The 13,782-nt window shown below is 63.6% G+C and carries 14 protein-coding genes and 1 tRNA gene; 1 reads left to right on the top strand and 14 read right to left on the bottom strand.

Annotated elements, in window-relative coordinates; genetic code table 11:
• The 14 genes from nuoE to K6T56_10230 all read right to left on the bottom strand — a co-directional run bounded on the left by nuoE (position 1) and on the right by K6T56_10230 (position 12,295).
• A complete protein-coding gene (gene nuoE / locus K6T56_10295; GenBank protein MCL6556739.1) occupies positions 1-474 on the bottom strand; it encodes an NADH-quinone oxidoreductase subunit NuoE in 474 nt (157 codons plus the stop codon).
• The gene (locus tag K6T56_10290) at positions 474-1,727 is read right to left on the bottom strand and encodes an NADH-quinone oxidoreductase subunit D (GenBank protein MCL6556738.1); all 1,254 of its coding nucleotides are present in this window, start codon (positions 1,725-1,727) and stop codon (positions 474-476) included. The genes nuoE and K6T56_10290 overlap by 1 nt, the downstream gene beginning before the upstream one ends.
• Positions 1,728-1,832: 105 nt before the next feature.
• Entirely contained in the window at positions 1,833-2,426 is a 594-nt protein-coding gene (locus tag K6T56_10285; protein MCL6556737.1) for an NADH-quinone oxidoreductase subunit C, read from the bottom strand.
• Between the two features lie 17 nt (positions 2,427-2,443).
• On the bottom strand, positions 2,444-2,920 hold the full coding sequence (locus tag K6T56_10280; protein ID MCL6556736.1) for an NADH-quinone oxidoreductase subunit B: 477 nt from the start codon (positions 2,918-2,920) through the stop codon (positions 2,444-2,446).
• Positions 2,921-3,195: 275 nt separating this feature from the next.
• Positions 3,196-3,552: an NADH-quinone oxidoreductase subunit A gene (locus K6T56_10275; GenBank protein MCL6556735.1), complete on the bottom strand. Its 357-nt coding sequence runs from the start codon at positions 3,550-3,552 to the stop codon at positions 3,196-3,198.
• A 170-nt stretch (positions 3,553-3,722) separates the two neighbouring features.
• Positions 3,723-3,807 (bottom strand) — tRNA-Leu (locus tag K6T56_10270).
• Positions 3,808-3,878: 71 nt separating this feature from the next.
• Complete coding sequence (gene secG, locus K6T56_10265; GenBank protein MCL6556734.1) at positions 3,879-4,211, bottom strand: preprotein translocase subunit SecG; 333 nt, start codon at positions 4,209-4,211, stop codon at positions 3,879-3,881.
• A gap of 11 nt (positions 4,212-4,222) precedes the next feature.
• Positions 4,223-4,978, bottom strand: a complete 756-nt coding sequence (gene tpiA / locus K6T56_10260) for a triose-phosphate isomerase (protein MCL6556733.1) — start codon at positions 4,976-4,978, stop codon at positions 4,223-4,225.
• Positions 4,979-5,055: 77 nt separating this feature from the next.
• Positions 5,056-5,757, bottom strand: a complete 702-nt coding sequence (phoU, locus tag K6T56_10255) for a phosphate signaling complex protein PhoU (protein MCL6556732.1) — start codon at positions 5,755-5,757, stop codon at positions 5,056-5,058.
• A gap of 10 nt (positions 5,758-5,767) precedes the next feature.
• Positions 5,768-6,601, bottom strand: a complete 834-nt coding sequence (gene pstB, locus K6T56_10250) for a phosphate ABC transporter ATP-binding protein PstB (GenBank protein ID MCL6556731.1) — start codon at positions 6,599-6,601, stop codon at positions 5,768-5,770.
• Between the two features lie 23 nt (positions 6,602-6,624).
• Positions 6,625-8,280 carry a phosphate ABC transporter permease PstA gene (pstA, locus tag K6T56_10245; GenBank protein ID MCL6556730.1) on the bottom strand — a complete coding sequence of 552 codons (1,656 nt, stop codon included), beginning with the start codon at positions 8,278-8,280 and terminating at the stop codon, positions 6,625-6,627.
• Positions 8,281-8,290: 10 nt separating this feature from the next.
• The gene (locus K6T56_10240) at positions 8,291-10,534 is read right to left on the bottom strand and encodes an ABC transporter permease subunit (GenBank protein ID MCL6556729.1); all 2,244 of its coding nucleotides are present in this window, start codon (positions 10,532-10,534) and stop codon (positions 8,291-8,293) included.
• Between the two features lie 105 nt (positions 10,535-10,639).
• Positions 10,640-11,266 (bottom strand): hypothetical protein, encoded by a 627-nt coding sequence (locus K6T56_10235; protein MCL6556728.1) that lies wholly within the window; start codon positions 11,264-11,266, stop codon positions 10,640-10,642.
• Between the two features lie 48 nt (positions 11,267-11,314).
• Entirely contained in the window at positions 11,315-12,295 is a 981-nt protein-coding gene (locus tag K6T56_10230) for a phosphate ABC transporter substrate-binding protein (protein MCL6556727.1), read from the bottom strand.
• A gap of 244 nt (positions 12,296-12,539) precedes the next feature.
• Between K6T56_10230 and pstS the strand changes: the two genes are divergently transcribed.
• Positions 12,540-13,580: a phosphate ABC transporter substrate-binding protein PstS gene (gene pstS / locus K6T56_10225; GenBank protein MCL6556726.1), complete on the top strand. Its 1,041-nt coding sequence runs from the start codon at positions 12,540-12,542 to the stop codon at positions 13,578-13,580.
• The last annotated feature ends 202 nt before the right edge of the window (positions 13,581-13,782 follow it).

Raw genomic sequence — 13,782 nt, 5'->3', positions numbered from 1 at the left:
CTATTCGAGCTCCGACAACAGCTTGTCCACCGCCTCCGGCGTGAGCTGCGTCAGCATCCGGTGGTTGTTGACGAGGAGCAGCGGCGCCCCGTCGCAGGAACCCATGCACTCGCCCTCAACGAGGGTGAAGCGGCCGTCTTCGGTGGTCTCGCCCCAGCCGATGCCCAGCTTCTGCTGCAGATAGGCGCCGATGTCGTGGCGCTGGGTGAGCTGGCAGGGCAGATTGGTGCACACGGTGAGCTTGTAGCGCCCCACCGGACGGGTGTTGTACATGTTGTAGAAGGTGGCCACCTCATAGGCGGCGATGGGGGGCATGCCCAGATATTCCGCCACGAAGCGGATGGTTTCCTCGGCAAGCCAGCCCTTCTCCTCCTGGGCGATGCGCAGGGCCGCCATGATCGCAGACTGCTTCTGGTCCGCGGGATATTTGGCGATCTCGCGGTCGATGCGGGCAAGGGATTCGGCAGACAACATCAGCGATCGATCTCCCCGAACACGATGTCCATGGTGCCGATGATGGCCACCACATCGGCGATCATGTGGCCGCGGGCCATTTCGTCCATGGCGGCCAGATGGGCAAAACCCGGCGCGCGGATTTTCAGGCGGTAGGGTTTGTTGGCCCCGTCCGATACGAGGTAGATGCCGAACTCCCCCTTCGGATGTTCCACCGCAGCGTAGCACTCGCCCTTGGGCACGTGGAAGCCCTCGGTGAAGAGTTTGAAGTGGTGGATCAGCTCTTCCATGTTGGATTTCATCGCCAGCCGCGAGGGCGGCGCCACTTTGTGATCGTCGGTGATCACCGGCCCCGGATTCCTGCGCAGCCAGTCCACACACTGGCGGATGATGCGGTTGCTCTGCCGCATCTCCTCCATGCGCACCAGGTACCGGTCATAGCAGTCGCCGTTGACCCCCACCGGAATGTCGAAATCGAGCCGGTCATACACGGCGTAGGGCTGTTTCTTGCGCAGGTCCCAGGCCACGCCGGAACCCCGCAGCATGGGGCCGGTGAAACCCAGGGCGATGGCCCGCTCGGGTGGCACCACGCCGATGTTCACCAGCCGCTGCTTCCAGATGCGGTTGTCGGTGAGCAGCGTCTCATATTCATCCAGCAGGGCGGGGAAGCGGTTGGTGAAATCCTCGATGAAATCGAGCAATGAACCCTGTCTGGCTTCGTTCAGCCGCGCCAGCTCCTTTTCGCTGCGGAAGCGCGAGGGCTGATACTGGGGCATGGTTTCCGGCAGGTCGCGATAGACCCCGCCGGGGCGGTAGTAGGCGGCATGCATCCGCGCCCCCGACACCGCCTCGTAGCAGTCCATGAGGTCTTCCCGCTCCCGGAAGGCATACAAAAAGACAGTCATCGCCCCCACGTCCAGGGCGTGCGCGCCAAGCCAAAGGAGATGGTTGAGGATGCGCGTGATCTCGTCGAACATCACCCGGATGTATTGGGCACGGATGGGCACCTCGATGCCGAGCAGCTTTTCGATGGCCATCACGTAGGCGTGCTCGTTGCACATCATGGACACGTAATCGAGACGGTCCATGTAGGGCACCGACTGCAGATAGGTCTTGTGCTCGGCGAGCTTTTCCGTGGCGCGGTGAAGCAATCCGATGTGGGGATCGGCGCGTTCCACCACTTCCCCGTCCAGCTCCAGCACCAGGCGCAGCACCCCGTGCGCTGCGGGATGCTGGGGCCCGAAATTGAGGGTGTAGTTGCGAATCTCGGCCATGTTCAGCGCGCCTCCGGAGCGGGCACCGGCCCCTGTCGGCCCATGCGCCGTGTAGGCGCACCATGCATTGCGCAAGGCCAGGGGGCAAGGGGTTTTGCGCGGCGGTCAACCACGGAAGGTGTCCTCCCGGATCACGCGGGGCGTGATCTCCCGCGCCTCGATGGTCACCGGCTGGTAGACGACCCGCTGCAGATCGGGGTCGTAGCGCATTTCCACATGCCCGGTGAGGGGGAAATCCTTGCGGAAAGGATGGCCGATGAAACCGTAATCGGTGAGGATGCGCCGGAGATCCGGATGCCCTTCGAAGACGATGCCGAAGAGATCGAAGGCCTCCCGCTCGTACCAGTTGGCCGACGGCCAGATGTCCACCACCGAATCCACCACGGGGAAATCGTCATCCGGGCAGAACACCCGCACCCGCAGCCGCTGGTTCCGGGAGAGGGACAAGAGGTGATACACCACAGCGAAGCGGGGACCTTCCCAGGCGCCCTCGCCGTAGGTGGAATAATCCACGCCACACAGATCGACGAGCTGCTGGAAATGCAAATCGTAGTCGTCGCGCAGAAGCCGCATCACCTCGAGCATGCCGGCGCGGGGAATGACCAGCGTCAATTCCCCCACCTGCTCGCTCAAGGCGTGGTCGCGGTCCCCCAGCAGGGTTTGCAGACGCGCGGAAATGGCGGCGAGTTTCGCGTTCATGGGGGCAAGTGCTCCGCTTAACGGGCGATGGTCTGGGTGCGTTTGATCTTGTTCTGCAACTGCACGAGGCCGTAGAGCAGAGCCTCTGCGGTCGGCGGGCAACCGGGCACGTACACGTCCACCGGCACGATGCGGTCACAGCCCCGCACCACCGAGTAGGAGTAGTGGTAATAGCCGCCGCCGTTGGCGCACGAGCCCATGGAAAGCACCCAGCGCGGCTCCGCCATCTGGTCATAGACCTTGCGCAGGGCGGGCGCCATCTTGTTGCACAGAGTGCCGGCGACGATCATCAGGTCCGACTGCCGCGGGCTTGGGCGGAAGACGATGCCGAAGCGGTCCAGATCGTAACGGGAGGCCCCGGCGTGCATCATCTCCACCGCACAGCAGGCAAGCCCGAAGGTCATGGGCCACAGGGAACCGGTACGGGTCCAGTTGATGACCGTGTCCAGGGTGGTGGTGACGAAACCCTTTTCCAGCACGCCTTCAATGCTCATCACGCACCCTCAAGTCCCGACGCCAACGCCACGGGCATCCGCCGGGAGTAGCAGCGCCTCTTCCACCCTCCATCCCCAGGCAGGCGGCGTCGCGTCGGCGCTTGGCGCCGCTCGCCTGAGCAGCATCCCCGCTTGGCGGGGCCCCTGCGTCCCCCCGAGCGGCAGCGCCTCTTCCACCCTCCATCCCCAGGCAGGCGGCATCGCGTCGGCGCTTGGCGCCGCTCGCCTGAGCAGCATCCCCGCTTGGCGGGGCCCCTGCGTTCCCCCGAGCGGCGCTACTCCCATTCGAGGGCTCCTTTCAGCCATTCGTAGATGAAGCCGACGACCAGGATGCCAAGGAAGACCAGCATGGCAATGAAACCCGCAAGCCCGATTTCCTCGAGTACGATGGCCCAGGGGAAGAGGAAGGCGATTTCCAGGTCGAAGAGGATGAAGAGGATGGCCACGAGGTAATAGCGCACGTCGAACTTCATGCGCGCATCCTCGAAGGCCTCGAAGCCGCATTCGTAGGGGGAGAGTTTCTCCGCGTCGGGCCGGTTGGGCGAAAGCACATAGCCAAGCCCGATGGAGACGGCCCCGACGGCCAGCCCCACCAGCACGAAGAGCAAAATCGGGAAATAGTTGGCGAGCATCCTCCACCCCGACGCCTTGGCTGCGGCGTCTGTCATTCTCCAGGAAATGGGGGCAGTTTAGAGGCGGCTCGCGCCGGGTGTCAAGGCGGAAATTTTTTATTTTTTCTTTTGTTATCAAGGCATTATGCGATCATCCCGGTTTATTGTCGCATAATGGGGCTTTATGAATCTGGTGCCGACGATGAGACTCGAACTCATACGGCTTTCGCCACCGCCCCCTCAAGACGGCGTGTCTACCAATTCCACCACGTCGGCAATTGCGTTCTGTCGGCAATCCCAACGGTGGCGATTTTACCCCGTTGGCGATCGCTCCGAACTGAGCCCGCTCAGTTCGGGATTTCCTGGGCTTTGCCCCCCGCCGGCGCAGAAGCCGGCGCCTGGCTCGCTGGTGCCTCCTTCGGCGGCGGCACCGCCAGGGGCTTCTGGTGCCGGCTCACGGCGAAATATGTGAGGCCCGTGCTCGTCAGAAAAAAGACAATGACGAGGATTTTCGTCGCCCGGCTGAGGGCATTGGCGGCGCCGGTGGCCCCGAACAGGCTGCCGGCAGCCCCGCTGCCGAAGGCCGCGCCCATATCGGCGCCCTTGCCATGCTGCAGGAGTACCAGCCCTATGATACCCAAGGCGGCCAGCACGTGAATGATCCAGACCAGAGTTTCCATCGAGGGTTCCCTTACCGCTGCGCCGCCTTGCAGATGGTGACGAATTCCTCCGCGTTGAGAGAAGCGCCACCGATCAACCCGCCATCGATGTCGGGCATGGCAAAAAGTTCCCGCGCATTGCCGCCCTTGACGCTGCCGCCGTAGAGGATCACCAGCTCCTCCGCCAGCTTCGCATCATGGGGCGCAAACAGGCTGCGGATGAATGCATGCACTTCCTGCGCCTGCTCAGGGGTGGCCGTCTTCCCGGTGCCGATGGCCCAGACCGGTTCATAGGCGATCACACAGTGGCGGAATGCCGCCAGCCCCGCCCGGTCCACCACCGCCTGAAGCTGCCGCTCCACCACCTGCTGGGTGATGCCCTGTTCCCTCTCCGCCAGGGTCTCGCCCACGCAGAGGATGGGCTTAAGCCCGCCCGCCTGGGCAGCGACGAACTTGGCGGCCACCGTGGCATCGTCCTCCCCGAACAGGCTGCGCCGTTCCGAGTGTCCCACGATCACCAAGGTACAGCCAAAGTCCCGCAGCATGGCGGCGGACACCTCGCCGGTGTAGGCACCCTTCTCGTACTGGCTGACGTTTTGTGCCCCCCACCGGATGGGCGTGTTCTGCAGCGCGAACTGGGCCTGGAAGAGGTAGGGATAGGGCACGCACACGGCACAGCTCACCCCTTGCACATCGGCAAGGCCGGCCACCACGCCGTCGAGAAGGACCTTGTTCTCGACCAGGCTGCCGTGCATTTTCCAGTTCCCCGCGACCAGGCGCTCGCGCATTGCCAACCTCGCTGTGAAAAGCTGGCAATATTAGCGGCGAAGCCGCCGCGGGTCAATGTCGGCGGGGTTTTGCCACTTCACGCGTCCGGCGGTGCCGTGGTGTCCACCCGCGGCCGCGGCCCCTGCAGGGGGATGCCGGTGACCATCAGATACACCTCCTCGGCGATGCTGGTGAGATAGTCGCCGGCGCGTTCCAGGCCCTTGGCGATGAAAAGGAGCTGCACCGCGTCGGCGATGGTGCTGCTGTCCTCACGCATGCGCTCAAGGAGTCGCCCGAACAGCTCGCCATACATCTGGTCCAGCTCCACGTCGCTGCTCCAGACGACGTTGGCCGCCTCCGCATCTCGCCGCGCATAGGCATCCATCACCCGATCCAGGGTGGCGCGGATGCGCTGCTTCATCCACCCCAGGCGTTCTGCAATCCCCGGCTCCACGGGTGCGGCAAGCCGCTGGGCGCGCCTGGCGATCTTCTTCGCCTGGTCGCCCAGGCGCTCCAGATAATCCGCCATACGGCCGGCGGCGAGAATCTCCCGCAGATCGTCCGCCATCGCGTGCTGGCGGGCGAGCACCACGGTCATATGGCGGTGGATTCTTTCCTGCAGATGGTCCGCGTTGAGATCGCTGTCGATGACCGCCTGTGCCCGCTCCCGGTCCCCCGTGAGGAGTGCCGTCACCGCCGCCTCCAGCTCTTCGCCGGCGAGGGTGGAAAGGCGCAGCGTCTCCTCACGCAAAAGGTTGAGGTCGTGATCGAAGAGTTCCAGGGTGTGTTTGCCAGGCATGGTGTGTCCTTCAACCGAAGCGGCCGGTGATGTAGTCAGCGGTGCGCTGGTCCTGCGGCCGCGTGAACAGGGTGTCCGTGTCGGAAAACTCCACCATCTCCCCCAGGTGCATGAAGGCAGTATAGTCGGAGACCCGCGCCGCCTGCTGCATGTTGTGAGTGACGATGACGATGGTGTAGCGACTCTTCAGCTCGTAGAGCAGCTCCTCGATCTTGGCGGTGGCGATGGGATCCAGTGCCGATGCGGGCTCATCGAGGAGCAGCACCTCGGGCTCCAGCGCGATGGCACGGGCAATCACCAGCCGCTGCTGCTGGCCACCGGAGAGGGACAGGCCGTTTTCATCGAGACGATCCTTCACCTCGTCCCACAGGGCGGCGCCGCGCAGCGCCCTTTCCACCGTTTCCGCCAGCATCCGCTTGTCCTTTACCCCCATGAGGCGCAGGCCATAGGCGACGTTCTCGAAGATGGACTTGGGGAAGGGATTGGGCTTCTGGAAGACCATGCCCACCCGGCGGCGCAGCAGCGCGACATTGATCTTCTTGTCGTAGATGTCTTCCCCATCAAGGCGCACCTCCCCTTCGATGCGCACATTGTCCACCAGGTCGTTCATGCGGTTGAAACAACGGAGCAGGGTCGATTTGCCGCAACCAGACGGACCGATGAAGGCCGTCACCCGGTGACGGGGTATCTTCAGGTTGATGTTGAACAGCGCCTGGGTCGAGCCGTAGAAGAGGTTCAGGTTGCGCGTTTCCAGACAGATGTCGTCGGTGGCGCCCGCCCGTGCCACGTTCTGCGCCAGGGCGGCGCGCACGTCCACTCCCTGACGTTCAGTGATGGTATTCATATTGGACTCCGCGTGAATGGCTTTCATATGCTTTCCAGACTCCGGTATTTCTCCCGCAGCCGGTTGCGCAGGGAGACCGCCGTGAGATTGAGGACGATGATGACCAGCACCAAAAGCAGGGCGGTGGCATAGACCAGGGGCCGCGCCGCTTCCACGTTGGGGCTCTGGAAGCCCACGTCATAGATGTGGAAGCCCAGATGCATGAATTGCCGCTCCAGATGGAAATAGGGGAAATGCCCGTCGAGGGGCAGGTTCGGGGCAAGCTTCACCACCCCCACCAGCATGAGGGGAGCAGTCTCCCCCGCCGCCCGCGCCACGGCGAGGATGAGCCCGGTCATCATGGCGGGGCTCGCCATGGGCAGGACGATGCGCCACAGGGTTTCGGCCTTGGTCGCCCCCAGCGCCAGGCTGCCGGCGCGAATGGTCTCCGGCACCCGCGCCAGGCCTTCCTCGGTGGCGACGATGACCACCGGCAAAGTGAGGATGGCGAGGGTGAGGGAAGACCAGAGGATGCCCGGACTGCCGAAGGTGGGGGCCGGCAGCGCCTCGGGGAAGAAGGCTTCGTCGATGTGGCCGCCAACAAAATAGACGAAGAACCCCAGGCCGAATACGCCGTAGACGATGGACGGCACACCGGCAAGATTGTTCACCGCAATGCGGATGATGCGGATCAACGGGCCCTGTCTTGCGTATTCGCGCATGTACACCGCCGCCATCACCCCCAGAGGCATGACCAGGATGGACATCAGGATCACCATCATCACCGTGCCGAAGATGGCGGGGAAAATCCCCCCCTCCGTATTGGCCTCCCGCGGGTCGTCGGTGATGAATTCCTTGAGTTTGGCGAAATAGAAGCCGATCTTGCCCGTAAGCGACAGCGCGTTGGCGCGGTAAACCTTGGCCACCTTGGCCAGCGGCACCTCCACCACGCTGCCGTCGGCCACCTCCACCATCATGCTGTCACGGGCGATTTCCTCCCGCAGCCGTGCCAGCCGCTCCTGCAGGGCGGAGAAGCGGGCGTTGGCCTCGGCGCGCGCTTCCTCGATGGCCGCCTTGGCGGCGGGCGTGAGCTGGCCATCGAGCTGAAGCCGCCGCTCCCGCAGACGCAGCCGCTCCAGGGTGTAGTTCACATCCCCGATGTCGTAGCGCTCGATGCGGAAGATTTCCCGGAACAGCTTGAGGGCGCGGTCGGCGCGGCTTAACAGCTCCGGCCAGGCTGCCTCACCCTCCGCCACCACCCGCCCCTTTTCCTTGACGGCACGCAGGTGGCCGTAAAGATTGCCCCATTCGTGGCGTTCCACGGTGAGCACGTCCCGGGGGTAGGCGAATTCGCCAAGGAGGGGGCTTGGGAACCACTTGAAATCCGTGCCGGTGAGATCACGGTTGCCCAGCTTGAAGAGCAACCGGGTGGTAAAGGCGGCCTCCCCCGGAATGTCGAAGCCGGCCTCGCGCAAGCGTTTTACCGCCACCTCCTCCTCTTCCTTGACCTCACCGATGATGCGCACCTTGCGCCCATCTTTCTCCACGTAAGTGGTCTCCACCACCGGCGACGGCCAGAAATAGCCGAGGCCCCGCACCGCCGTGAGCCAAAGCACCCCCAGCACCAGCACCAGCGCCAGGGCCATGCCGCCGGCGGAAAACCATATCCAAGGATCGCCCGATTTGATCCAGTCTCTCATCGCGTACCTTTCACAGAGCGCTGTATCGCCGGCGCAGACGCTGGCGGACTAGCTCCGCCACCGTGTTCACCACGAAGGTGAAGCCGAACAGGACCAGGGCGGAGACGAACAAGAGGCGGAAATGGGTGGTGCCCACCGCCGCCTCCGGCATTTCCACGCCGATATTGGCGGCCAGGGTGCGGAATCCCGTGAAAATGCTGAGATCCATGACCGCGGTGTTACCGGTGGCCATGAGCACGATCATGGTCTCCCCCACCGCCCGGCCAAGCCCGATCATCACCGCGGAAAAGATACCCGGACTTGCGGTGAGCAATACGATGTTTTTGAGGGTCTGCCAGCGGGTGGCCCCCAGGGCCAGGGAGCCGGCGGTCAGGTGTTTGGGCACACTGAAAATGGCATCCTCGGCGATGGAGAAGATGGTGGGCGTGACGGCAAACCCCATCGCCAGCCCCACCACCAGGGAGTTGCGCTGTTCATAGGTGATGCCATGCTGGTTCAACCAGTGGGGCATGTAACCGCCAAAGAAACGCGCTTCTAGAGGATGGCCGAGAAAGAAAGCCAACCAAATGGCCAGGGCCACCACCGGCAGCAGCAGAACCGCCTGCCAGCCCTCCGGCACCCAGGCTTTCCAGGCAATGGGCAGGCGGTGCCAGACGTAGGCCGCAACGAGGACCAGGATGGGGATGGTCACGAAGGAAAGCAGGGTGGCGAGCAGATTGTTTTCCACCAGCGGCGCAAGCCACAGTCCGGCGAGAAAGCCAAGAATCACCGTGGGCAGGGCTTCCATGATCTCGATGGTGGGCTTGGCCAACCGGCGCGTGGCCGGGGACATGAAATAGGCGGAGTAGATGGCGGCGAAAATGGCCAGCGGGGTGGCCAGCAGCATGGCGTAGAAGGCGGCCTTGAGGGAGCCCAGGGTCAGCGGGGAAAGGCTGAATTTCGGCTCGAAATCGTTGGTCGCCGCCGCCGACTGCCAGATGTAGTCCGGCTTTTCGTAGCTTTCGTACCACACCCGCTGCCAGAGGGCATAGAAGGAGACTTCCGGATGATCGTTCTTCACCTGCGCGATGCGCAGATGGCCATCCTCGCCTTCGATCATGAGGGCATTGGCCCGCGGCGTGAAGCCTGCTGCCCGCACCCCTCCCGGCGTCACCTGACCCTCCCAGAGCAGACGTTGCGAAGTGGCGTAATACAGTCCCACATTGCCACGGGCATCGCCGGCGACGAAACCCTTGCGGAAATACTCGGGGGCAAGCGCGGTCACCGCCGCCGGCAGGGGCTTGAAATCACGGATATGGGTGAGGTGGGGGGTGTTGGCCTCGTCCCGCACCAGGAACCACTGGGCAAGCCGTCCCTGCTGCGTGCCCACAATCAGGGAAAAGCCACCGGAAAGGATGGTGAGGGCCGTGACGCGATCACCCTCCGGCACCACCTGTTTTTCCTGAACGAAGCGCGGTGCGGACTTGTCGGTGATGTCGTAATGGCGGATGAAACGGCCACCGTGGGCAATAAAGAGCTCCCGCTGTTTGATCTCGGCGATCATGCGATCGACGGGCGCCATGAAATCCGGAATGACCCCGGCGCTGCGTTCCAGGGTCACCTCCCCCGTCATCATGTTCTGCCGTGCACTCACCCCCATGACCAGGATGCGCCCATCCGCGGTTTGCCCCACCAGGGTGGTGCTGCCATCGGCACTGGCCACGGTGAGGCTTTGGATGGGCTTCCCCTGCTCGTCGAGAACCACCGGTGCCTCGCCCAGGGGATATTCGATGCTGGGCGTGATGAAGCGCCGGTTGTTCTGCGCCGCATCGTAGGTGACATCGTATTTTTCCTGGACCACTAGCACGCGGCCATCGGAAAGCCCTAGGGCGTGGACGTGGTGGGAGGGGTCGCCGGCGCCGAAACTGGTGATGCGCACCCCCGCCGCGAGCGGCATCCTGAAGGTGGCCCGGGGCGCACCCGTTTTCAGGTCGAAGAAGACCACCTGGCCGCCTTCCGTGTAGCGGGCGCCGATCTCCCGTTGTTCCTCCCCGGAATAGAAGAGCGTCCGCTCAGCCGCGGGGCCGGGCAGCGTCACCGCCTGCCACGGGCCCACCTGCACCGGCTTCACCAGCGGCCAGGCCACCCAGGCGAGATAGAAAAAAATCACACTGATGGCAACGATGACGCTGATGCCGCCCAACGTCATTACCTGCCGGAACAGCCAGTCCTTCACCATGCGTGCCCGCAGGGCGCCGGAGAGGGTAGCAAGCATGCCCGTCAGCTCAGAGGTCGGCGTGTTCATTGGCTGGTGGATTCCCTCAGAACAGAAAGCGGGCCAGCCGCGGGGCTGGCCCATGGGGTTGCAGTGTGGCCCGCCCTAGTTTGCCGCTGTTGCCTTCTTCGGATGCAGGGCGTGGAAACGCTTGATTGCCGCCTCCGGCCGCCCTTCCTTGGCAGTGTTCTTGTTGAGGGCGTAGATCACCGTCTCCCCGTTGGGACCGACCCCAATCTCCGTATAGGTAAGGGGCACCTCGCCGTGCTTGAGGTAATCGGCCATGTCGGGCCAGGTGAAAAAGACGTAATAGCGACCGCCCTTCAGCACTTCGCCATAGAAGGGACCCGACGGGGTCGCCTGGCCTTTGTACAAGCGTTCCGCCGGCGTGGGACGACCGGCGTCCTTGGCGTCGTCCTTGGTCAGGCCGAAGACAAGGGAGGTCCCCTCCGGCCCTTCCCCGATGAAGGTTCTGGCCAGGGCAACTTCGCCCGTCTCAAGAAAGATGCGGTATAACGCCGGATCGCCAAAAATGTAGTAACGGCCCCGCTCCTCATCGAAAACGATGAAGAGATTTGCCTCCTGTTGCGCCGCAGCCTGGGATTCGGCCGCGGCTTGGGAGGCCGCAGGTTTGGCTGGCTGCGCCGCAGGTGGGCTCACGCGCTCCGTGGCACACGCGGAAAGGGTGAGCGCCCCGGCAAGTGCCAGGGCCGTGAAAACGTGCTTATCCATTGTCTGTCCCCTGAGTGCGCCGGCGGCCCCGCCGCCGGCTGTGATGCGTTATTTCAGGATTTCCGCCAAAGCCTTCTCGGCCATCTTGGCGGGCAGCGGCACGAAGCCATCCTTGACGACGACGGTCTGGCCCTGCTTGGACAGCACCATCTTGAAGAACTCCCGCTCCATGGGCGGCAGCGGCTGGTTGGGCTTCTTGTTCACGTAGATGTAGAGCACCCGCGCCAGGGGATAGCTGCCATCGATCGCGTGCTTGGCGTCGGCCTCCACGAAGGGCGCGCCTTCCTTGGCGGCAAGGGGCACGGCGCGCACACCGGAAGTCTTGTAGCCAATCCCGGAATAACCGATGGCGTTGAGCTGACCCGTCACGCTCTGCACCACGGAGGCGGAGCCCGGCTGTTCGGCCACGTTCTTCTTGAAGTCACCCTTGCACAGGGCGTGTTCCTTGAAGTAGCCATAGGTCCCAGACACCGAGTTGCGGCCGTAGAGGGCGATGGCGCGATCCGCCCACTCGCCGGTCAGCCCCACCTGACCCCACTTGGTGATGTCCTGGGGATAGCCGCATTTGCGGGTGGAGGAAAAGATCGCGTCCACCTGCGGGATGGTCAGCCCCTTGATGGGGTTGTCCTTGTTCACATACACCGCCAGGGCATCGATGGCCACCGGCACGGGCGTGGGCTTGTAGCCGTGTTTTTTCTCGAAGGCCTCCACCTCCTTGGCGTTCATCAGTCGGCTCATGGGGCCGAAGTTGGAGGTGCCCTCGGTCAGGGCAGGCGGCGCCGTGGAGGAACCGGCACCCTGGATCTGGATGTTGACATTGGGGTAGTAACGCTTGAACTGCTCCGCCCACAGGGTCATCAGGTTGTTGAGGGTGTCCGAGCCGATGCTGGTGAAGTTGCCGGCCACACCCGGGGCTTTTTCGTAATTGGGCAGCGCCGGGTCCACCTCGACGGCGGCGTGTGCCGACACGGCGGCAAAACCCGTCGCCAGGGCGAGGGCGGCGAATAGCTTGCGGGGCGAAAGTTTCATGTTTTCTGGCTCCTTGACATGTTGTGGGTGAAGGGGAGAGCAGGCCCGAAGAGCCTGCCTTCGCCCGGGATTGTGGAGCCAGCATGTTGCAGGAATGTGACAGTCCACAATGCCCGGCAAGCCGCCCGCGGAGCTTCGCCCGCAAAGATTGCCGCTGATGAAGAAAGGCGGCGGGACAGCGGGACCTGCCACAAACCCGCAATAGTTTTGTAACATTCGCGTTTCTCCCGTTCCGGAGCATCCCATGAAACGTTTCCTCACCCTCGTATCCGTCCTGGTCTCTATCGCCCTCGCCCCCGCCGGCCAGGCCCGGGCGATGAACATCACCGGCGCCGGCTCGACCTTCGCCTACCCCATCTTGGCCAAATGGGCGGAAGCCTACCGCGCCAAATCGGGGGTGAGCCTCAACTATCAGTCCATCGGTTCCGGCGGTGGCATCAAGCAGATTCAGGCGAAAACGGTGGATTTCGGCGCCTCCGACAAGCCGCTGCCCGTGGCCGAGCTGGAAAAGCACGGCTTGATCCAGTTTCCGGTGATCATGGGTGGCGTCGTCCCGGTGGTGAACCTGCCGGGCGTGGCCGCCGGCAAGCTGCGTCTTGATGGGCCAACGCTTGCCGACATCTTCCTCGGCAAGATCAAACGCTGGAACGATCCGGCGCTCCTTGCCTTAAACCCCGGCCTTGCCCTTCCCGCCCAGGCCATCACCGTGGTGCACCGTTCCGACGGCTCCGGCACCACCTTCATCTTCACCAACTACCTGTCCAAGGTGAGCCCCGAGTGGAAACAGAAAGTGGGTGAAGAGGCCTCCGTCGCCTGGCCAACCGGGGTGGGCGGCAAGGGCAACGAGGGCGTGGCGTCCTACGTGCGCCAGATCAAGGGATCCATCGGCTATGTGGAATACGCCTATGCCAAGCAGAACAACATGAGCTACGCCCTACTGAAAAACCGGGAGGGCGCTTTCGTCGCGCCCAATGCCGACAGCTTCCGCGCCGCGGCCGCCAACGCGGAATGGGAAAAGGCGCCGGGCTTTTACGAACTCCTCACCAATGAGCCCGGCAGGCAGAGCTGGCCCATCACCGGCGCCACCTTCGTCCTCATGCACAAGGTGCAAAGCAAGCCGGAAGTGGGCCGCGCCGTGCTCGCCTTCTTCGACTGGGCCTATCGGGAGGGGGACCGGCTGGCCCTGGACCTCGACTACATCCCGCTGCCGGACAAAGTGGTGCAACTCGTGGAAGAGACCTGGAAAAAGGAAATCCGGGATGGCGCGCGCAACCCCTTGTGGTGAGTGGCATCTGACCCCTGCGCCTGACTCCTTGCCGGGACACCATGTCGAAGATCATCAGTGATGCAACCCTGAAACGGCACCACCTGCTCGACCGGCTGTTTCGTGCCACCACCTGGCTTTTTGCCTTGGTGGATTCAATCTCGAAGTGCAACGCGGCTGTATGATTGCATAAATACCTGATGAGGTGTTTTCCAGTTCAGGC

This window comes from Burkholderiales bacterium (genome assembly GCA_023511995.1).
In the GTDB taxonomy this organism is placed as follows: domain Bacteria; phylum Pseudomonadota; class Gammaproteobacteria; order Burkholderiales; family Thiobacteraceae; genus Thiobacter.
Note: the sequence above shows the minus strand (reverse complement) of the source record. Positions and strands in the feature narration are given on the sequence as shown.